16 protein-coding genes are annotated in these 20,275 nt (G+C 35.1%); 6 read left to right on the top strand and 10 right to left on the bottom strand.

Annotated features, from left to right (window positions below):
- Positions 1 to 119 precede the first annotated feature (119 nt).
- Positions 120 to 2,753 (bottom strand): penicillin-binding protein 1C, encoded by a 2,634-nt coding sequence (locus F6K40_RS01615; protein WP_293130441.1) that lies wholly within the window; start codon positions 2,751 to 2,753, stop codon positions 120 to 122.
- A 68-nt stretch (positions 2,754 to 2,821) separates the two neighbouring features.
- On the opposite strand from F6K40_RS01615, the gene F6K40_RS01610 reads away from it, so the two are divergent.
- The gene (locus tag F6K40_RS01610; protein WP_293130439.1) at positions 2,822 to 3,040 is read left to right on the top strand and encodes a type II toxin-antitoxin system Phd/YefM family antitoxin; all 219 of its coding nucleotides are present in this window, start codon (positions 2,822 to 2,824) and stop codon (positions 3,038 to 3,040) included.
- Positions 3,041 to 3,285: 245 nt separating this feature from the next.
- On the opposite strand, the gene F6K40_RS01605 is transcribed toward F6K40_RS01610, so the two are convergent.
- The 3 genes from F6K40_RS01605 to F6K40_RS01595 all read right to left on the bottom strand — a co-directional run bounded on the left by F6K40_RS01605 (position 3,286) and on the right by F6K40_RS01595 (position 4,505).
- Positions 3,286 to 3,627, bottom strand: coding sequence for a DUF5615 family PIN-like protein (locus F6K40_RS01605; RefSeq protein ID WP_293130437.1), 342 nt, complete (start codon positions 3,625 to 3,627; stop codon positions 3,286 to 3,288).
- A 3-nt stretch (positions 3,628 to 3,630) separates the two neighbouring features.
- The gene (locus tag F6K40_RS01600; protein WP_293130435.1) at positions 3,631 to 3,957 is read right to left on the bottom strand and encodes a DUF433 domain-containing protein; all 327 of its coding nucleotides are present in this window, start codon (positions 3,955 to 3,957) and stop codon (positions 3,631 to 3,633) included.
- A gap of 260 nt (positions 3,958 to 4,217) precedes the next feature.
- Complete coding sequence (locus tag F6K40_RS01595) at positions 4,218 to 4,505, bottom strand: hypothetical protein (protein ID WP_293130433.1); 288 nt, start codon at positions 4,503 to 4,505, stop codon at positions 4,218 to 4,220.
- Between the two features lie 173 nt (positions 4,506 to 4,678).
- On the opposite strand from F6K40_RS01595, the gene F6K40_RS01590 reads away from it, so the two are divergent.
- Positions 4,679 to 6,190 (top strand): DUF1822 family protein, encoded by a 1,512-nt coding sequence (locus F6K40_RS01590; protein ID WP_293130431.1) that lies wholly within the window; start codon positions 4,679 to 4,681, stop codon positions 6,188 to 6,190.
- A gap of 115 nt (positions 6,191 to 6,305) precedes the next feature.
- On the opposite strand, the gene F6K40_RS01585 is transcribed toward F6K40_RS01590, so the two are convergent.
- The 3 genes from F6K40_RS01585 to F6K40_RS01575 form a co-directional block, all read right to left on the bottom strand.
- Positions 6,306 to 11,099, bottom strand: coding sequence for a CHAT domain-containing protein (locus F6K40_RS01585; protein WP_293130429.1), 4,794 nt, complete (start codon positions 11,097 to 11,099; stop codon positions 6,306 to 6,308).
- 438 nt (positions 11,100 to 11,537) lie between these two features.
- Complete coding sequence (locus F6K40_RS01580; protein ID WP_293130427.1) at positions 11,538 to 11,771, bottom strand: hypothetical protein; 234 nt, start codon at positions 11,769 to 11,771, stop codon at positions 11,538 to 11,540.
- A gap of 5 nt (positions 11,772 to 11,776) precedes the next feature.
- Positions 11,777 to 12,010: a hypothetical protein gene (locus tag F6K40_RS01575; protein WP_293130425.1), complete on the bottom strand. Its 234-nt coding sequence runs from the start codon at positions 12,008 to 12,010 to the stop codon at positions 11,777 to 11,779.
- Between the two features lie 348 nt (positions 12,011 to 12,358).
- Here F6K40_RS01575 and F6K40_RS01570 point away from each other — a divergent pair, with 348 nt between their 5' ends.
- The 3 genes from F6K40_RS01570 (at position 12,359) to F6K40_RS01560 (ending at position 16,512) form a co-directional block, all read left to right on the top strand.
- Positions 12,359 to 13,744 carry an ABC transporter substrate-binding protein gene (locus F6K40_RS01570; RefSeq protein ID WP_293130423.1) on the top strand — a complete coding sequence of 462 codons (1,386 nt, stop codon included), beginning with the start codon at positions 12,359 to 12,361 and terminating at the stop codon, positions 13,742 to 13,744.
- 643 nt (positions 13,745 to 14,387) lie between these two features.
- Positions 14,388 to 15,323 carry a carbohydrate ABC transporter permease gene (locus F6K40_RS01565; protein WP_293130421.1) on the top strand — a complete coding sequence of 312 codons (936 nt, stop codon included), beginning with the start codon at positions 14,388 to 14,390 and terminating at the stop codon, positions 15,321 to 15,323.
- Positions 15,324 to 15,657: 334 nt separating this feature from the next.
- Positions 15,658 to 16,512, top strand: coding sequence for a carbohydrate ABC transporter permease (locus F6K40_RS01560; protein WP_293130419.1), 855 nt, complete (start codon positions 15,658 to 15,660; stop codon positions 16,510 to 16,512).
- Positions 16,513 to 16,998: 486 nt separating this feature from the next.
- Here F6K40_RS01560 and F6K40_RS01555 read toward each other — a convergent pair whose 3' ends face one another.
- Both F6K40_RS01555 and F6K40_RS01550 read right to left on the bottom strand, forming a co-directional pair.
- The gene (locus F6K40_RS01555) at positions 16,999 to 17,241 is read right to left on the bottom strand and encodes a hypothetical protein (protein WP_293130417.1); all 243 of its coding nucleotides are present in this window, start codon (positions 17,239 to 17,241) and stop codon (positions 16,999 to 17,001) included.
- A 155-nt stretch (positions 17,242 to 17,396) separates the two neighbouring features.
- Positions 17,397 to 18,179, bottom strand: a complete 783-nt coding sequence (locus F6K40_RS01550) for a sulfite exporter TauE/SafE family protein (RefSeq protein WP_293130415.1) — start codon at positions 18,177 to 18,179, stop codon at positions 17,397 to 17,399.
- A 771-nt stretch (positions 18,180 to 18,950) separates the two neighbouring features.
- Here F6K40_RS01550 and F6K40_RS01545 point away from each other — a divergent pair.
- Positions 18,951 to 20,015 (top strand): ABC transporter ATP-binding protein, encoded by a 1,065-nt coding sequence (locus tag F6K40_RS01545; RefSeq protein ID WP_293130413.1) that lies wholly within the window; start codon positions 18,951 to 18,953, stop codon positions 20,013 to 20,015.
- On the opposite strand, the gene F6K40_RS01540 is transcribed toward F6K40_RS01545, so the two are convergent.
- A complete protein-coding gene (locus tag F6K40_RS01540; RefSeq protein ID WP_293130411.1) occupies positions 20,008 to 20,190 on the bottom strand; it encodes a hypothetical protein in 183 nt (60 codons plus the stop codon). The two genes, F6K40_RS01545 and F6K40_RS01540, sit on opposite strands and share 8 nt — an antisense overlap.
- Positions 20,191 to 20,275: the final 85 nt, after the last annotated feature.

The following is a 20,275-nucleotide window of genomic DNA, read 5'->3' as shown; positions in this document are numbered from 1 at the left end:
CTGCGTCAGTCCTAATCATTGCTTTTTTTCCCTTCTCCTCCTTGTCTTGTCACAACCAGAAAGTAAAAAAATCTACCCTTTAAGCACACCTCCGACACCTCCGACACCTCCGACACCTCCTATTCGAGTAGAGAAAACCCATTATAAGAAGATTTATTTGGCAATATTACTTCAAAATTCACTTGGTCTACCATCTCTGCTGAACGTACTTCTAAATTCCATTTACCAGGAGTTAAATACCAAAAAAAAGAATTACCAGAATTAACAGTTAACCTCTCTCCATTCAACCACCATTCCACAGATTTTTTGGCTGAATTTGCCAACTTAAATTCTAACTTTTGTTCTCCTGCACTCCTATCAATTAAAAAGTAATCATCCTCTTGGGGAAATAAAATTTTTAACTCACCATCAACCAAACTAGACTCACTTTTTCTTGCCAACCACTCATTATATTCAGCAGGCAAATTTTCTACTCGATCGCTATTAGATAAATCCTCGTATTCTGCTAACTTTTCTGGATAAAAATACTCGGTCATTACCGACGGACAATCCGATTTAGGACGCAATCCAGAAATTGTACAAACTGGGCGCTGAACCATATTTTTTGGTGTGGGGAAAAAAGTCGGTTCATTCTTTTCATGTAAATGCAGCATAATTCGATTCCATAAAGGTGCAGCACCCATAACTCCTGATATTTGCATCATCGGTTTGCCACTAAAATTACCTACCCAAACTGCTACAGTATAATCTTTGGAAAAACCAACAGTCCAAGTATCTCTAAAATCTGAAGAAGTACCAGTTTTTACTGCTGCTGGAAATGGCAAATTTAAAGCCGAATTAACTCCAAATTCTGTAGCTCTGGCATGAGTATCGCTCAACATATCTGTGATTAACATCCATTCAGATTTTGCTTTAGGTAGTGGGGGTAAATTTTTGGTTTTTGTCTGTGAATAATCTTCTCTCATTCTATCTTGAAAAAAACTTAATTTTTCCAAATCTTTCTCTCTCTCCCCCCTTTCAAAGGGGGGTAGGGGGGATTCTTTCTGCCTTTCAAAGGTGGTTAGGGGAGATTCTTTCTGCCTTTCAAAGGGGGTTAGGGGGGATACCTCCTGCCTTCCCCCCCTTTCAAAGGGGGTTAGGGGGGATTCTTTCTGCCTTTCAAAACGGTCTACGGGGGATACCTCCTGCCTTCCCCCCCTTTCAAAGGGGGGTAGGGGGGATTCTTTCTGCCTTTTTGTTGTAACAATAGGGATAATTTCTCCTTCTCTTGCCATTATTAAATAAGCTTTTGCCAACTCCCATAAACTAACTTCTCCACTCCCTAAACTTAAACCTAAACCATAATATTCTGGTGAAGCTTGTAAATGTGTAAAACCTAATTGATGTAGACGGTTTAAAAAATTCTCTACTCCCACTTTTTCTAATACTCGCACTGCTGGAATATTTAGAGAATTTGCCAAAGCAACCCTAACAATAACTGGTCCTAAAAATTGATCTTTATTATAGTTAGTAGGACTATAAAGTTGAGCGCCAGGAATTGCATAATATGTAGGTACATCTGCCAAAACTGTATTAGGATTAATGACTCGATTTTCTAATGCTAATTGATATAAAAAAGGCTTCAACGTCGAACCAGGTTGACGCAACGCTTGTACCCCATCATTACTACCCATTTTTTGATAATCAAAATAATTAGGAGAACCCACATAAGCTAATACTTCTCCACTGTAATTATCAATAACAATAGCAGCAGCATGATTAACATTATAAGGCTCCATATTTTTAATTACCTGCCGTACTTGAGCAGTGACAAATTGTTGTAAAGGTCGGTCGAGAGTAGTGCGAATAACTGTAGGGGTAGCTGTTGTAAAAACCTCATCTTTAAAGGCAAGGTTTAAATTAGTAGATAGATTTTCAGATAACCAAAAAAGGAAATGTGGCGCTGCAATAATACCTTGATTTTCTGGTTGTAAAGTTATTTCTTCAGCAAAAGTCTTTTCAGCTTGAGTTTTGGTAATATATTTGTCTTCAACCATGCGATCAAGAACATACTTTTGACGTTTTTTGAGAATATTCCAGTGGTAATAGGGGTTGAGATCGGTCGGGTCATTTGGTAAAGCAGCAAGAATAGTTGCTTGGGCGAGGTTGAGATCGGTAGCGGATATGCCAAAATAAGTACGGGATGCTGCTTCTACGCCATAAATGTTTCCTCCCATTGGTAAACGGTTGATGTATGCTTCCAAGATTTGATTTTTGCTCATACCTGCTGTCAGTCGCCAAGATAACCATATTTCTCGAACCTTGTTGCCAAAAGTGCGCGGTGTAGGTTCCAACATTCGAGCAAGTTGCATCGTAATAGTAGAAGCACCACTGACTATTTGTCTTGCTTGGATAGCTTCCAGGAGCGATCGCCCAATTGCTTTCATATCCAGAGCGCCATGTTGATAATATCTTTTATCTTCCGCTGCAATAATGGCATTGATAAAGAGAGGTGAAATTTTATCTAGGGGTACGACTACAGTATTTTCTTGGTTGCGGGTGAGGATAGTTCCCAGAGGGAGAGCATTACGATCGCTAAATTTGAAAGTTTGTTGATGTTGAGCTATGTCTTGAGAGCGAATGGGAAAAAAGTAGGGAAGCGCTCGCCCAGTCAAACACAACAGTGCAAAACCCAGAATAAATTTTGACCAAGGTGTGGTTTGCTGCCATTTTTGTCTAATATTTTTTGATATGTCTTTGGTAATTTTTATCATAATTATTCAACTATTTTCAAGAGATCGTGTTAAAATCAGAATATAAAATTATTATCGCCGTGTAAAGTATGAAACATCTGGACTTAGACAAAACCAATATTGATCTAACAGTGATTATTAACGAAATTGCTGCTAACCAGTCTGAAGTTGTTATTACCCGCCAAGGTTTGCCTGTTGCTCGTATTGTTCCTGATACTATTTCTGACCAAGTTACAAAAAATTATCCATTACGAGGAATGCCAATCAAAATTGCTGCTGATTTTGATGAACCAATGTCTGAACTTTGAAATGCTTTAGGAGAATGATTTTACTTGATACTCATGTTTGGTTATGGTTACTGCATAATCCCAGTCAATTATCTGATTGAGCGATCGCTAACTTACAGCAATTTCCGAGGCGCGTGAGGTACAAAATTTCATTTAGTAATGAGTGGTAACACAACCTTCCAGGTTGTAACAAGCAAGATGCTTGTGCTACAAAGATAGAGATTAATCTTCAACTGTACCTCACCATCCTCATGCATTGCTGTAATTTATTGCTGTGGACGTTTAACTCGAATCAATTGACCTCTTAATGTTTCTTGAGCAGAAATTGAATCACTAATAAGCTTTGCCTGTCTCTCCCAGTTTTTGTCTTCAGAACAAACAATTATACCGTAGTGGTTCGGTTGCAAAGTATGTAATAGAACAAAATCACGACGATTAACCGTCAAAACAGCACGGTCATCCGCAATAGCAAAAGTCAGCACCTCCTCATCTGGGATTTTTTGCCCTGCCTTTCCTGCTTCCTGTGTAGTCAGTACATCGTGACCAAACCTCCGCAAAAATTCTACAACTGGTAGTGGGTATTGTTCATCTGCATACAAACGTGCCATACATTAAGCCTCCTCATTTTCCTGAATAGCACGTTTGATTTCCTCAGCATTAGCTTCAGCATAAACCCAAGCATTTTCTAGATCGGAAATACGCAGAGTAGGATAACACTTGAGAAGTTCGGTATCGCTTACCCCTAAATTTCGATAATTCACCAATACCCACACAGATATACGAGTACCAGCAACACAAGCATCACCACCACAAACACCGGGAGTCTTTTCAATACCAGACCAATTACTAGCTAAACTTTGAGTTAAAAGTTGAATAGCTTGAAATTTTTCTGCCGGAGTTAGCGCCAAAAGTTTGGGTTCTAAATCTTTTAATTTCATCTTAATCGAGTTCTCAATAAATTGGTCAGTGGGAGCATCCTGCTCCCGTTTCAGAAATCACAATAAATTCTAATTTTTATTATAACAAGTTTTACGATCGCTGCTTTTCAGATTGTACTAATTTGAAAAAAGAATGTTATAAATAGGACTTACGCATAACCACTTTGTGTGGTGGGATTAACGACAATCAACCATAATTTCATTTTTTGCGTAAGTCCTACCCTATACTAAGCGATCGCCCAGAGGAATTAATACTCTAGTCAATCAGGTTGTTTTTTTGTTTCCAGGATTGAGAGATCGAATTCAATATCTTCAAACTCAAATTCATCAGTATCAGTCTCGACAATTAAGGGAGATTGCACGCTTTTGTTAACAACGTTAAAGGTAATATGAAATTGCCATGGTGGACTTAAGGAGCTTAATAGCAATATTATCGAAGAGATTAGAATTGTACTATTATTATCACCAGATATCTCCGATAACTTGTTGAAAACTCTTGTAAAAAGTTTATTAGCTCCTAGTTTCTGGATATTTCTATTGTCAGGCATGAATTTGACCTCTTGTTAGTTTATAAGTCAATGATAAAATATGGGTTATTAGGGCATCTTTTGGGTTCCCAGAAAAATTCTAAAGCTTGTCACAAGCGGGGTAGAGAATATTCATCTAAAAATCTGGAATATCCCAAATCCCAGAATCGTTATTAATATTAAGAAATAAAACTATGCCAAGGTTAATATCTAGACGATTTACAGATAATGATAAAGAGAAAGTTGAAAAATTTGTGCAAGTGTTATTAGATTATCAAAAGCATGAAAAAATTGAAGCTGAATGGCAAGAAGGCAATCCTGAACCTTATCATTTAGTTGTTAAGAATACTACAAAAGAAGACCTTGTTAGAATAATTTATGCTCGTAATTGTGTTGGTGAAGAGCTACAAAAATATAAGAGCTATATTCAGACAGCTATAGCATATTTAGAAGACTTAAAAATTTTAGTTCGCCACAGTCCTAAAAAAGGTGCTGCTGCTAAAAATTTGAGATTTTACTTGCGATTAGCTTCACAAAATAAAGAGGAAATATTCCAGAGTATTTTTGAAGATAAATGGAAGCAAAAACGAGAAAATTTCTCCAAGACTCCCTCTAAAATTCAGGAGCATAGCAATATTCAAGTGGAACAAGCAGTTGTAGGAGTTGAAGTTCAAGGAGAAATTACTATTATTAAGTATATGGTCAAATTTAAGGGCGATTTGGATACTATTAGACAACATCAAGAAAAGATACGTCAAGCAATTATGGAAATATCTAGAGATTCTAGAAATAAAATTGTGGGTACTAAAGAGGGATGTGTAATTATAGAATTTGAAGGTTCTTTGGAAGGATTTAAAAGACTTGAATCAAAAATAAAATCGGGTGAGCTGACAGAAATATTAGGATTTCCAATTTTAGAAGTTCAACAAATAGATGAATTAGCATCAGAAGATGCTGCTGATATTGGTTTTAAGTTAACTCAATGGTTTGATAATATTCAAATTAATGACTGGGTTTATGATATAGGAATGCAAGCTAGTCGGTTAGTCAAAGAATTAAATAACGATACGACTGTTGCTGTCTTAAAAGGTAATCCGGCAGTAGAAAAAAATAACCTATTAGATAATATTGTTTCTAAAATCCCTGCAAAATGGTTATCAAAAATAGGTTTAGATTCATCTGAAATTCCCAGTAATCAGATATTAATAAGATTACTCAATATCAATAATAGTAATTTAGACTGTATTAAATTTATTGCCTATGAATTAGGTGACTTAACCAATATTCCTGGAGAAATTATTGATACTCTAGCTAATTGCATTCCCACAATTACAGATAGCGAAACACTTTGGCAGCTAGCTTTAACATTAGGTAAACTTGAACCAGAAAATCTATTAGGTGCTGTAGGAAAGACAAAAACTATAGAGTTTCCTACTGATGATTGGTTTGATTTATTCTTAGCATTGCGAGTAAATGAAGATGATTTAATTGATGTTTTAATCCAGGTTTCCTCAGCTACAGATGAATATTTACCTGTTGGTTTACAAGTATCTTTATTAGATGAAACTGAGGAAATATTTTCAAAGGTAGAAACTAATGAAGAAGAAAGATATTTAAGTTTAGAATTTATAGGAGGGATAGATCAATTCTTTAGCATTAAATTCTCTTTAGGGGATAGCGATATGATTGAAAATTTTGTAATTTAGAATTGTGTACATACAGCAGATTCCAAGTATATTAAGTACAGAGACTAACAATTAAATAAATGCAAGTGCGGGCATCTTGCCCGCGATTTTGTAGGAAATATTTATCAAACTGGTATTATTTTCCAATAACACAAAATGCAGCCCAATAATAAGGATTACTAAAAGGTTGCTTATTTTGTTTCTTTAACCAGTCTTTTATATCTACATTAACCCCAGAATCTTTTATCCATTTAAGCAACTGATTTTTGTTGACTGTTCTTAGCCATAATTGTGCTTCATTCAAGGCTTTAATTACATCTTTTTCCCTCTCGGTTTGAGCTAGTAAATTTTGATATAATTTAATTCCAAGAAAAACACTTGCTTTTTGCTCTACTGCCCAAAGAGCGCTGACAATTCCTGATACTCCCGCCCATAAAAATGCACTGGGTAAACCAATATATTCATCAGTAATACTTCCCGCATCTGTCATTGCTGCTTCACAAGCAATTAAGGTAACTAAACGACAATTCTGTAGGTTTAAACCAAATATTTCTCTTAATTCAAGAGGATGATCGTGCAAAATTAATCCTGAATCAATGGGAGACTCTGACTCAAAACTACCATGACCAGAATAGAGAAGTGTATGACAGTTTTGGAGGTAGTCTTGTAATTGATTAATTAATGCGTCTTTCGTTGCTTTGGAGCCACATAAAACTTCAGGTTGAGATTGGGGTTTTTGTTGCTTCCAAAACTTATCTACAGTATTGACACATAATTCAGCTAAATCGCTGTCTTGGGTGGGATTTCCTATTGCTAATAATCGTTCAAAATTAGGACATTTTTGCTTTTCTAACATTAATAAAGTTTGACAGCTTGGAGCATAGCGGACTCCTTTTGAAAAACATTCAAATAAATAATTAGTTTGATTGGTATTGACATAATTAGGATTAAATTTTTGCCAAGTTTCTGGTTTAATAGGTAGTGCATGAATGGGGAATAAGTGTAAAAAACGGTGGGGAATCAGGATAACTTGTTGACAGTTTGGAGGAAGATAATTTAGTAAGTCATCAATATGCAAGATTTCAGCTAAACGATTAAGACGTTCTGGTAATTCATCAATCCATTGATCGGGTTTTTTGAGATTAGCTACATAATTTAATAAGAAGTATTTGTGGTTATCTATAGGTAAAATATTTTCACTATCTTCTGCCATGGAAGCTAACTTAGTAATCATTCTTTGCTTTAATTCTTCAAAGCTATCAGATACTGCCTCAAATTTTATTATCTCAATGAATTGGTTATAAGTCAAAAAATATTCTTCATACCACTGCTGTAAATTATTTAAATCTTTAAAGCTTGATTCCCACACATAAGGTTGAAAACTTTGATGATTATAAATAAAAGCACAGAATTTTTCATCAGCTTCTAAAATATACCACTGAATAATGGCCGTATAGTCATCTGATAATTTTTCCCCTAATTTAGAAAAAGGAGTATATTGAACCTTTTGTCTGCTAGCTAATTTAGGGGTGATTTCCAGCTTTTTATTTAACTGCTGCTTCAGATTATTTAAAATAATTTTGCGAGTATCTAACTCTGGTTTTTCGACAGATTCTCCTAATAAAATAATTGACTTCTCTTTATCCTCTATCCATTTTTGTTCGTTAGTTATTTGGTTTCTTAAATCCTGAAATTCTTGCCAATCAGTATCAGAAACATCAGCAGGTTTAGTCTGTGCAAAAATTTCTACTAAACGACGAGTTTTACTTCGTTCCACATATTGCCAAGCTGTAGCGTAATATTTTGGTTTTTCCTTGCCTAACTTCAAACAAGTTGAAACCATCAGTTGATATATTTTAACCCATTCTTCTCCTAATTTGCGTTTAGCATCATCATCAGTTGCTAACTGATACAGTAAATCCTCGAAGACATTAATTGCTTCTTGATAGCTGTTAAAAGCATCTGTTAGTTTTTCATATTTTGCATGAGCATTTCCTATATTAATTACAGTTTTGATATAGTCAGTTGGAAAAGTCTTGCGAGTATACACCAAAAGAGCATTTTGGTAAGAGTTGATAGCGTCTTGATATTGACCGTTATGTTGATAAGCATTGCCTAAACTATTTTTTATATTAGCCCAAAAATGAGGCTGACTTTCACGGGAAATTACACGAAGAGCGTCTTGATAAGATTTAATAGCTAGAGTTAGATTTTTTTCTCGCTCTTCCCCTTTCAATGCCAAATTTTTATAACAAGTTCCCAACTCAAATTGAGTCTTGGCTAATTGTTGAGGACGAACCCAGTCTTGATTGATAACGTTTGTTCCATATTCAATAGCTTTTTTCAAGTTTTTTCTAGGTTCAACAAAATCGGCAAGATTTTTGTAACACGCAACTAAGTTATGTTGAGTTTTTGCCCAATCAACAGGATATTTTTCCAGGTTAAGAACTTGCAAAGCTTTTTCATAGCATTCAATTACTAACTTAAAATTAGTAATTCTATCCCCTCGTCCCCCTAGTTTCCGGTCAAGGTAAATTGCTCCTAAATTTTTTTGTGTTATTGCCCATTCATAAGGATCGGCTTCTTTGGTTCTTACTTTCAGAGATTGATTCATATGGTCAATTGCCAATTCCAAATTTTCAGCAGAATTTCCTTTACGGCGATCGCTATAAGCATTTCCTAAATTTTGTTGCAATGCACCCCACTGTTTAGGGTATTTGCTAGGATCGTCATAAACTTTTAAAGCATTCTTATCACATTCGATTGCTTTTTCCATATCTTCTGCACTTTCTGAATGTCCGAGCATTCCTCTTTTGCGATATGCCGATCCTAAATTTTTCTGAACATCTGCCCATTCTATAGGATAAGTCTCTTGTTTGCGAACTATCAAAGATTTTTCATAACATTCAATGGCTTGGTTTAAGTTGTGTAAAGGATTACCTTGACGATTGCCATAAGCAATACCAAGATTCATTTGTACCATTGCCCAACGTAATGTATTTTCTGGATCAGCTTTTAAAGCTGATTTATAAGCCTTAATAGCTTTTTCAATATCATCATAATCCCCTTGAATTTGATTTCTTGTAACGTAGACATTTCCTAATAGATTTTGACAATAAGCCAACCAGTTTATATTTGGATCCTTTTCATAGTTCAAAACAGCAAAGCCTTCTTCAAAATATTTAATAGTTTCCTCTAAATCAAGCAAATAATCACCCCATCTATTCTCATATCTTTCATAAAAAGCTGCTCCTAAACTTAGTTTTATGCTTCCAATTAGAGATGATGACTCTGAATCTTGCTGTAAATTTTTATCTTTTGAAATATATTCTAAAACTAATTGAAAACCTATAATAGCTACATTTATATTAATCCTCATTTCCCCCTTGGGAAAAACCATTATAAGATCGCTAAATTGTAAAATAGCTTCCATAAAATTAAGCAAAGTATTTTTGTCTTGACTCCGAAGTGAAGCAATAAATACGAGTAATTTTTTGGGAAACTCTTGATTAAGTTCACCTAAATTTTTTTCCAGAAACGGGAAGACTTTTTGTGGGTCTCCTTGACTCGCTAAGGTGAGCTTTAACAGTTCAATAATAAAAGAAAAATCCTCTTTTATTTCTATATTTGAATCCCTTTCAGACATAAATGTAATGAACTTTTGAAGTTGCTGTTTACCATCTTTTACCTGTTGATAATAAAAAGGATAAGTTTGAGGCGTATAAACCAATAAAGCATTTTCAAAGCATTGTTGGGCTTTTTCATAATTATCATAAGGATTTCCTCGTAACCGACCACAATAAGCTTGACCTAAACTCAATTCTGTCAATGCCCATAGGTCAGAGTAAGTGTTTTTTGTCAGAGTTTGTAATGCTTGTTCATAACAATTAATAGCTGCTTCTAAAAACTGCTCATTATCTTCTTGAGATTCCTTGAGATTCAGAGTAAATAATTGTGCATAAGAATTTCCTAAATTATGTTGAACACATCCCCAAACTTTCGGATGTCTTTCAGGATTAAAAATCTGCAAAGCATCCTGATAAAAAGTAATTGATTGTTGTAAATTAATTTCTATTTCACCTTGCTGACGGTTGCGATAAGCATTGCCTAAATTGTCTTGAATAGATGTCCATTTTTCAGGATTAACTTCACGAGTAAATATTTGAGATGCTGTTTGATAACAAGCGATCGCTTCTTCCCATTTCTCCACCGAGTCTGCTAGAGGATCTTCTTCAATAGCTATCCCCAAATTAATCATTAATTCGGCATAAGCTTCAGGGAATTTTTCTCTAGTAAAAAAGGTTAAAGCACTTTCATAACCAGCTCTAACCATAGCAATATTAGCTGCTTTATCCCCCAAGGGATAATAGAGAATTAAAAAACTTAAATTGACTAAAAAAGAAGCAAAAGTATGAGCATCCTGAGTCGAGTTTTTATACAAATTTGCAGTTGCCCAACGTCGCAAATTTTCAGCAAACTCTAGATTAAATTGAGGTAAATGTTTTTGCAAAATTGGATAAATAATCTCTGTATTTACTCCATATTTTTCAATATTTTTAAATATGTCAAACAATACTCTCTGTTGAACTTCTGGTAATTGAGGAATTTTTTGTTGTGTCTCCGGTTGATTAAAATTATCACTACTAGATGATTCTATATTTTGCTTTTTCTCTCGATCTAAATTGCTAGAAAAAGATGATGGTAAATTTTCATTCAGTCTATCTGCAATTGAATTTAATAACTCATAATTCTGAATATTACCCATATTTTGTTCAGCTTCCGCCCTTTGTCTTATCATCTCAATTAATCCAGCATCTAGCAGTTCTGAATTATCACCTAAAATACTTTCATGCTGACCTTGAGGAGACCTCAATAATTGTTCTATTAAAAACAAATATTTTTGGCCACGTTCTGGATTTTGATAAATCATTTTTTCTTTTCCTCTTCTGCTATATTTTTGATTTCAGTTGTGCCTTTTTTGCATATCCTACTATATCGAACAAGCCAATATTTCTCTTTTACGGAAACTACTCAGATATTTGTTCTATTTCTTAGTAGGAGTTATTTCATTAAATTGTAGAAACGCTGATTTTGATGAACCGATATCTAAACTTTAGGATTCTTTGGAAGAATAATTTTACTCAGCAGTCATATTTTTAATATAATTTCTCAACCATTCATTGACTAAAATTTGTACGTCAATTTTTCTCTGTTCAGCAATTTTAGTGATAAATTGTTCAACATCTGGTTCGAGATAAATGGAGTAATGAAACTTAGCATCGGGATGGTAAAACTTGCCTTGTTCTGCTTGAGAGAAATCGTATTATGATTTCATAATTGCCTCTTTCGCCTTCTAGTAATAACTTAATTAAACAATAGCTAAAACAGAATTTTGAACAACTTTTGGTAATTCAATTATTACAAAATAATCGGCAGGATAAAGATAATCTTCTCCACTTTCATCAACTATTCTTAAATCCCCATCTTTTATTGCCTCTTCATCAGTTAAAACTACATAAATTTTATGTAATTCTAAAGATGCAGGATAATCTTTATTTTTAATACAAACAGCAAATTGAGCTTCAGATTTCAGATTATTCATAGTTTTTAATCCAAATAAAATTTACGTTTAATCTCTTTTTTACCAATTCCATGCGCTTCATACCAGTGTAATTCAGCAACTCTAATCCTACCATTATCAAGACGAATCGTAGCCACTCCTTTTAATTTACGCCAACACCCTTTCCCGTAGGTTTTATTTAATCTTGCTAAATCGCGAATGGAATTACTAACTGCAATAATTTCAATATTAGTAATTTCACTAATAATTGTAAAGTTCATATATCATAATTTTAGAAAAAATGAGTTTTTCTTTAGGTTAACATGATTGTTCAGATAACTTCAGGCAGACTTTAAAATAATTTAATAAACTCACTTTTAAGCGAAGGAAACCACAACAAAAACTCCTCCACATCCCCCCTGGCATTTTTTGTATTTTGACTGGAGATGTTATTATTACTATTATATCTGTCTCGACCTATTTATGAGTGCTATAGAGGTCATTTCAGTTATCAGTTATCAGTTATCAGTTATCAGTACCTCTGCCTGTTTGCGTAGCATGAGCTAGGAAAGCCAGAGGCTTGAGACCTAATTTTTTGGTCATTGTTAATTCTTGCGCCTAGCAAAATAATGAAATATATTAAATTTTTCAACCATACTCTAGAAAAACTCAAATCAAAAATTTATGCCTGGTTAAAATTCCTAATAATTAGACTGAAAAAACAATTCCAAATAACCATCTTAATTTTAGTAGTTTTCCTAACTATTCTATGTATATTAATCCTACCTGCAAAAACTCAGGAAAAACCTGTAACTATCCGAGTATTAATACAAGCTCTAGAAGCTAGTTTCTGGGAACCAATTCAAGCCGAATTTAACAAAACTCACCCAAATATTAATCTCGAAATTGTCAAAGGTCCCAACGATACTAATCTAATAGAAGATTTATATACATCTTCTTTTTTACTAGGAGATTCTCCTTATGATTTAGTTTATATGGATATAGTTTGGGTGTCAAAATTTGCTGCTGCTAATTGGTTAAAAGACCTTTCAGAAAAAGTCGATATCCAACAATTACAAAAAATATATTTACAAGGAGATGTAGCAGGCGGAATTTATCAAAATAAACTCTATCGAATGCCATTCCGTTCTGATGGAGGTATGCTTTATTACCGCACCGACTTATTAAAAAAGGGTGGATTTGAACCTCCTAATACTTTTGCAGAAATAATCAAAATATCCCAAGAATTGCAAAGACAAAGATTGGTTGAATGGGGTTATGTTTGGCAAGGTAAACAATACGAAGGTTTATCAGCAATGTTTATCGAAATTCTGGAAGGTTATGGTGGTTTTTGGGTGAATTTAGAAACCAATGAAGTAGGTTTAGATAAACCAGAAGCGATCGCGGCAGTAGATTTTTTACGGAAAAGTATTAGTCAGGGAATTTCTCCTCCTGGAGTTACTACTTATGCAGAAGAAGAAACTCGTCGTTTATTTGAAAGTGGCAATACTGTTTTTCTGCGTAATTGGCCCTATGTTTATCCATTAGCATCAGCATCAAAAATAGCTGGAAATTTTGATATTAAACCAATGGTTCATGCTCCTGGAAAAAATAGTGGAGCTTGTTTAGGAGGATGGGGTTTAGGAATAGCTAAAACTACCAAACATCCAGAGGAAGCATGGGAAGTTATTCAATATTTCAACCAACCGGAAGTACAAAGAAAATTTATTTTAGAAACAGGATTTGTTCCGGCGAGAAAATCGCTTTTTAATGACTCTATCCTGGTAGAAAAATTTCCTTATTTACCAAATTTATTTCCAGTAGTTAATAATTCTGTATTACGTCCGCCAATTCCTCAATATGCTCAAGCTTCAGATATTTTACAACGTTATTTGAGTGCTGCCCTAACAGGTTCCCGTACGCCAGAGTCAGCAATGAAAGCTGCAGCTAGAGAAACTCGTGTTTTGTTAGGAGAAAGAAGGAGTCAGGAGACAGGAGTCAGGAGACAGAATTAATTTTCAGTAAAAAGATTTAAAGGTTAATATTTGTACCTCACATATCTGCAATCTACTGTAAATTTTTGTTGATTGAAAGGTTACTATAAATTTTAATTTCAGCTTGGGCAAAAGCTCCAAATTTGTAGGGGTTTGGTGACCAAACCCCTACGATATTGAGATTTTTTCCTTAAAAAAATCTCTGAAAAATCCCCAAACTACTTCTATTACTAACTCCCTTGAAACCAGAGAAAAATTAATGGGTTTGGAGACCAAACCCCTACGATAAAATGTTACAAATTAAGGGTGTTGCTATTATTAATCGCGGGCAAGATGCCCGCACTACAAATATTTAAAGGTTAATCTTTGTACCTCATATACCTGGAATCTGCTGTAAATTTTTGTCTATTAAAAGGTTACTATAGCAGTTTTTTACTTTAATCTATGAGCTACAGTTTTAGATCTCCTGCCCGCCCTCCTTAAAAAGGTTGAAGCCTTCAAAGTCCCCCTTTTTAAGGGGGATTTAGGGGGATCATAAATGTACTTCATAACTGTAGAAATTGCTATATAAATTTGAATTTCAATATGGGTAAAAGCTCCAAATTTGGTAGGGGTTTGGTCACAAAACCCCTACGATATTGATATTATTTCCTGAAAACAATCTATGAAAAATTCCCAAACTACTTCTATTCCCAACTCTCTTGAAAAAAGAGAAAAATTAACAGGATGGCTATTAATTACCCCAGCTATTATAATATTACTATTTGTATTTGCCTATCCAATTAGTCGCGCTTTTTGGTTAAGTCTATTCACACAAAATCTAGGCACAGAATTAAAGCCTATTTTTTCCGGATTAACTAACTACAACAGAATCTTAACTGATGGTCGTTTTTGGCAAACTTTATGGAACACAACAATATTTACAACTTTCTCAATTTTCTTAGAATTAATATTAGGAATGAGCATCGCTTTAATATTAGATAAATCATTCCGAGGTAGAGGTTTTGTTCGTACTATTAATCTCATTCCTTGGTCATTACCAACTGCAGCTATTGGGTTAGGTTGGGCGTGGATTTTTAATGATCAATTTGGCATTGTTAACGATATACTTCTCCGTTTAGGATTCATTCAAACTAATATTACTTGGTTAGGCGATCCATTCCGAGCAATGTTGGCAATGATTATTGCTGATGTTTGGAAAACAACGCCATTTATTGCTATTATTTTATTAGCAGGTTTACAATCAATTTCTTCTGATTTATATGAAGCTCACGCTATTGATGGCGCTAACCCAATACAGAGTTTTCAACAAATTACTATCCCACTATTAATGCCACAAATAATCATTGCTTTGTTATTCAGATTTGCTCAAGCATTCGGCATTTTTGACTTAGTACAAGTAATGACTGGAGGAGGACCTGCTGGAGCTACAGAAACAATTTCTATCTATATTTATGCTACTATTAGACGTTACTTAGACTTTGGTTATGGAGCTTCTTTAGTAGTAGTAACATTTCTATTATTAATTTTTGTAGTAGCGATCGCTAGCACCGCTGCGCGGAATTCAAAATTCAAAAGTCAAAATTCAAAAGTTAGTTGAAAAAACCTAACCCCCCAACCCCCTTCCCTTATGCGGAATTCAAAATTCAAAATTCAAAAGTTAGTTGAAAAAACCTAACCCCCCAACCCCCTTCCCTACAAGGGAAGGGGGGAACATCTCCCCTCTCCTGCTCTTGAGAGGGGTTGGGGGAGAGGTCTTCCGAGTTACTCAAAATTGAACCGGATATGGTATTAAAAGCTCAAAGTCAAAAGTTACAGCGCTTTTCACATTGATGAACCACATCGCCACAACCAAAACCTTGTAGGGACGTTCCATGGAACGTCCCTACTGTGGTCTACTGAAATGAAAACCGCTGTAAAATTAGGAATCAAAAATGTCTATATCAAAAAATAAATCGCCAATCAAAATAGGCAGAATAATTCTGTGGATAAGTGTGGTTTTAACTGTAATATTTTGCCTCGCTCCTGTCTTGTGGCAGTTACTAACTTCTTTCAAAACTAATGAGGCAATATCAGCAGTTCCTAATATCTATTTTCCTACCCTAAACCAATTAACTTTTGACCACTATTTCAGTCTCGGTTGGGGTTTTCTTCGCTATATTTTTAATAGTGCTTTTGTTTCTATTATTTCGACAATTATTTGTTTAGGAATAGGAGCGCCTGCTGCTTATGTTTTGGCGCGGTTAAAAATACCTGGAGAAAATATTATTATTGCCTGTGTTTTAATCGTTAGTCTGTTTCCCTATGTGTTGTTATTTTTGGGACTATTAGAAATTATTAGAGCTATTGGTTTAGGCAATAATTATATATCCCTAATTATTCCTTACACGGGCATTAACTTACCTCTGACAATTCTGGTTTTAAGAAGCTTTTTCCAACAGTTACCAAAAGATATAGAAGACTCTGCCAAAATAGATGGTTACAACACAATTTCTATGTTGTGGAATATTGTTTTACCTCTCACAATTCCAGCATTAGTAACTACAGGAATTTTAACTTTTATTTTTGCTTGGAATGAGTTTATTTTTGCCCTCACTTTTATTACTCGTTCAGAAATGTATACTATTCCTGTTGCAGTTGCTCAACTAGGGGGGACTTCTCTGTTTGAAATTCCTTATGGAGCGATCGCAGCGGCAACAGTGACGGGTACATTTCCCTTGGTGATTTTGGTATTAATAGCTCAACGGCGAATTGTTCAAGGTATTACTGCCGGTGCTGTTAAAGGATAAATTTGGAATGTAGAATTTAGAATTTAGAATGCAGAATTGAATTTAGAATCCCTAATAGGGATTTTAGTTATAGCAGTTTTCAGGTTGGTGAGGTACATCGAACGATCCCCCTAAATCCCCCTTAAAAAGGGGGACTTCCAGTTCCCCCCTTCTCAAGGGGGGTTAGGGGGGATCGAAAGAACTGTAACTCACGCTTATTGAGAAATACTATAGTTTAAACTGACAACAATTAGGAATTTAGAAAAGTCTTATTGGATACCAGAAGTTTCAATCCCTAATAGGGATTTTGGTTAGTTTCAACTCTTGGAACTACCTAACCAAAGAAGGATTAATCGTTTCAATCCCTAATAGGGATTTTGGTTAGTTTCAACGAGGAGGATGACATCCAGAATTATACATATAAGTGTTTCAATCCCTAATAGGGATTTTAGTTAGTTTCAACTGCAGTTGTTGAGTATGATCGAGAAATAATTAGAGAAAATCGTTTCAATCCCTAATAGGGATTTTGGTTAGTTTCAACAGCAGGGTTGTGGAACCCATGCCATCTTTAATTTTCAAGGTACATTTGCGATGACCATAATCAAAGTAGCATGAAAATTGAAAAAATTGCAATACCCTATCCAAGCAAAATCCTCCAAATCCTTGCCAGTCAAACAATACAAAAGTTGCGACGACCTCCTCCAACCTCCCACAAAACTCAAACCCTTCCCCATACTCAACCTCAGCCATTTTTTTTCACCCTCTCTCTTATACACCTAGCGATCGTCGCAAATAGCCTAATTTTGTTGGCCCAATAATCAAAAAATAGCCTACTTTTCCTACAGTTTGAAATGTTGACTCCTAAATTCTAAATTCAAACAATTCTAAATTCTAAATTCTAAATTCTACACCTGCCAAGCTTTCCAGAATGTGTAAATAGCCAAAATTACCAACAAAGTCCGAAAAGCAAAACTCACAACTGAACTAGGTAACTTCGGCAGAAAACGAGTGCTAATTTGAGCGCTAATCAAACCCGCAAAACCTAGACACAAACCTTCTACAAACAAAACATTACCATTCAAATAATGACCGAAAGCTGCAGAAATAGAAGTAACAACAATTACACCTAGACTTGTTCTAATAGCAGCTTTGATAGGTTCGCCGAGTAAAAGAATTTGTAGAGGTATCATAATCACCCCACCACCAACCCCAAATAAACCAGCTAATAACCCTGCTGTTCCCCCGGTAATAATTCTAGCAATAGTAGGATTTGCCCCTTGCCGTTTTTCACCATTGTTTTCAGCATCCTTGTGTTTAGCAATAACACGCTTGCGTAACTCTACCAGATAAATATTAACCAACATTAGTGAACCAAAACCTAACAATAACAGAGTGGAGGAGAATTTTTGCGCCAAATAAACCCCAACTTGGGCGGTGAATAATGCCGGCAACGCCAACAACAGAACTCTTTTAGGTTTAATGTAACCCATACGCCAATTTTGTAGAGTGCCGGAACTCGCTGTAATTGTAATAGCTAAAGCGCTAGTTGCAACTGCTTGTATAGGTTGATATCCTAAAGCTAATAACAGCGGCACCATTATCGTACCACCGCCAATTCCTAAAAATCCAGCTAGAATACCCGCACATAAACCACCTACAGCTAAAATCAACAGGTTTGTTGGAATCATTATCAAGAGTTATTTTGAACTAAAATTAGACGTAAACTTGAATTTAATCAGGACTTACGCATAACCCCCATATCTAGTAGGGGCGAATGGCATTCGCCCTCTACAGATAGCGTATTGTCTAATAATTTGCGTAAGTCCTGTTTAATATAACCGAAAAAAAATAAAAGTCAAAAATCAAAAGTCATAAGTCAAAAGTTATAAGGGACATCTCCAATAATAAAAACAGGACTTACGCAGTACCGCTATATCTAGTAAGGGCGAATGGCATTCGCCCCTACAGGTGTTGTATGATTTAGTATTTTGCGTGAGTCCTGAAAAAATCAAATCAATTATCGTACATAAATCATCAATTATTTCCCCCTATTCCCTATTCCCTATTTTATGGAAATGAGATGTGAGAAAAACTGTAGGGGTTTGGTTTCCAAATCCCATTATCTTGACTAGGGTTTGGAGACCAAACCCCTACGATAAAATCTTACAACCTATTTAGTCGGATTGCTATAGTTGATTGAATACTTATAGCTAAGAAAAAATTGCTTAGGACATCGACTGATGATAAATCTTAGGGTAGGAAATGTTTTTCCCACTGTTCCCTTTTCCTTGCTATATAATATCAAATCCGCTGGCGAAAGGAGTAATATAATGCTACCATCACAAAAGAGTGAAAACTCCTAGTTGGTAGAGGGTTTGGAGACCAAACCCCTACAGTCTTGAATTATACCGATACTACCGGATTTGATATAAGTAGAGAAGTAGAAACGATTGAAAATTATGGCAAAATTGCAATTAAAAAATCTTAGAAAACAATTTGCTCCTAATGTTATTCCTGTTAAAGACATAAATATTGAAGTTGAAGATGGAGAATTTTTAACCTTATTAGGACCTTCTGGATGCGGAAAATCAACCCTACTACGACTCATTGCAGGTTTAGAAACTCCTACTCAGGGTAGGGTGATAATTGGCGATCGCGATGTTACAAATCTAGCACCAGGAAACCGCAACATTGCCATGGTGTTTCAAAGTTATGCTCTCTATCCTCACATGACAGTCTTTGAAAATATTTCTGCTTCCCTGAAACTCCGCAAAATACCCCCTGATGAAATTAAACAACGAGTCAATGATGTCGCTCAAAAACTAGATTTAGGAAACTTATTAGCTCGCAAACCGAAGGAAATGTCTGGAGGACAAAGGCAACGGGTAGCATTAGCTCGTTCGTTGGTGCGAAACCCGGAGGTATTTTTATTAGATGAACCCCTGAGTAATTTAGATGCGTTATTGCGGGAACAAGTGCGTGCAGAATTAAAACAATTATTTAATGCTCAACAAAAACCCGTAGTTTATGTGACTCACGATCAAACGGAAGCAATGACTTTATCAAGTAAAGTCGCAATTTTATCTGATGGTTATTTACAACAAATTGATGCACCCCATCAAATTTATGCTCGTCCGGCAAATAAATTTGTTGCTGGTTTTGTTGGTAGTCCGCAAATGAATTTACTGACTCTTAAATGTGAAGAAAATTATGCAATTTTGGGAGATTTTAAAATTTATTTACCAGATTTTTCTGCTACAAAAAAACAAATTATTATGGGTATTCGACCGGAAGATATCCGTTTTTCTTCTGCTGAAAATTTGGGGATTACTATTAAAGGAAAAGTTGTATTAGTAGAGGATTTAGGTAAGGAAAAATTATTGATTTTAGAGATAGAAAATTCAGATAAAAATATCAAAGTTTTAGTTCCTTCTCATCAAACTTGGGATGATTTAATAACTTTAGAATTACCAACTAAACAGATTCATTGGTTTGATGTAGAATCTGGCGATCGTATTAAATAGACATCTCCAGAAAATCAACTTGCCATTTATTTACCATACAGCAGTTTTCCTGCACGGTAGACCACAGTAGGGACGTTCCATGGAACCTCCCTACTGGGTTGTGCTTGTGACGATGTGGTTCATCAATCTGAAAAGCGCTGTAAGCTAGAGTTGTAAAATTTCCTGATAAAATCATTTCCTGTACATTTTTACTGAAAATCTCTTCCCTGTTCCCTGTTCCCTGTTCCCTACTTTTACAAAAAGTCTATATATTTTTCACG

The sequence above is a fragment of the Okeania sp. SIO3I5 genome, assembly GCF_010672085.1.
Taxonomy (GTDB): Bacteria; Cyanobacteriota; Cyanobacteriia; order Cyanobacteriales; family Microcoleaceae; genus Trichodesmium.
This window is presented reverse-complemented; position numbering and strand designations above follow the sequence as displayed.

Coding starts and splice junctions, on each gene's coding strand:
- F6K40_RS01615 (WP_293130441.1), bottom strand. CDS start 2,753: ATGATAAAAATTACCAAAGACATATCAAAAAATATTAGACAAAAATGG.
- F6K40_RS01610 (WP_293130439.1), top strand. CDS start 2,822: ATGAAACATCTGGACTTAGACAAAACCAATATTGATCTAACAGTGATT.
- F6K40_RS01605 (WP_293130437.1), bottom strand. CDS start 3,627: ATGGCACGTTTGTATGCAGATGAACAATACCCACTACCAGTTGTAGAA.
- F6K40_RS01600 (WP_293130435.1), bottom strand. CDS start 3,957: ATGAAATTAAAAGATTTAGAACCCAAACTTTTGGCGCTAACTCCGGCA.
- F6K40_RS01595 (WP_293130433.1), bottom strand. CDS start 4,505: ATGCCTGACAATAGAAATATCCAGAAACTAGGAGCTAATAAACTTTTT.
- F6K40_RS01590 (WP_293130431.1), top strand. CDS start 4,679: ATGCCAAGGTTAATATCTAGACGATTTACAGATAATGATAAAGAGAAA.
- F6K40_RS01585 (WP_293130429.1), bottom strand. CDS start 11,099: ATGATTTATCAAAATCCAGAACGTGGCCAAAAATATTTGTTTTTAATA.
- F6K40_RS01580 (WP_293130427.1), bottom strand. CDS start 11,771: ATGAATAATCTGAAATCTGAAGCTCAATTTGCTGTTTGTATTAAAAAT.
- F6K40_RS01575 (WP_293130425.1), bottom strand. CDS start 12,010: ATGAACTTTACAATTATTAGTGAAATTACTAATATTGAAATTATTGCA.
- F6K40_RS01570 (WP_293130423.1), top strand. CDS start 12,359: ATGAAATATATTAAATTTTTCAACCATACTCTAGAAAAACTCAAATCA.
- F6K40_RS01565 (WP_293130421.1), top strand. CDS start 14,388: ATGAAAAATTCCCAAACTACTTCTATTCCCAACTCTCTTGAAAAAAGA.
- F6K40_RS01560 (WP_293130419.1), top strand. CDS start 15,658: ATGTCTATATCAAAAAATAAATCGCCAATCAAAATAGGCAGAATAATT.
- F6K40_RS01555 (WP_293130417.1), bottom strand. CDS start 17,241: ATGGCTGAGGTTGAGTATGGGGAAGGGTTTGAGTTTTGTGGGAGGTTG.
- F6K40_RS01550 (WP_293130415.1), bottom strand. CDS start 18,179: ATGATTCCAACAAACCTGTTGATTTTAGCTGTAGGTGGTTTATGTGCG.
- F6K40_RS01545 (WP_293130413.1), top strand. CDS start 18,951: ATGGCAAAATTGCAATTAAAAAATCTTAGAAAACAATTTGCTCCTAAT.
- F6K40_RS01540 (WP_293130411.1), bottom strand. CDS start 20,190: ATGATTTTATCAGGAAATTTTACAACTCTAGCTTACAGCGCTTTTCAG.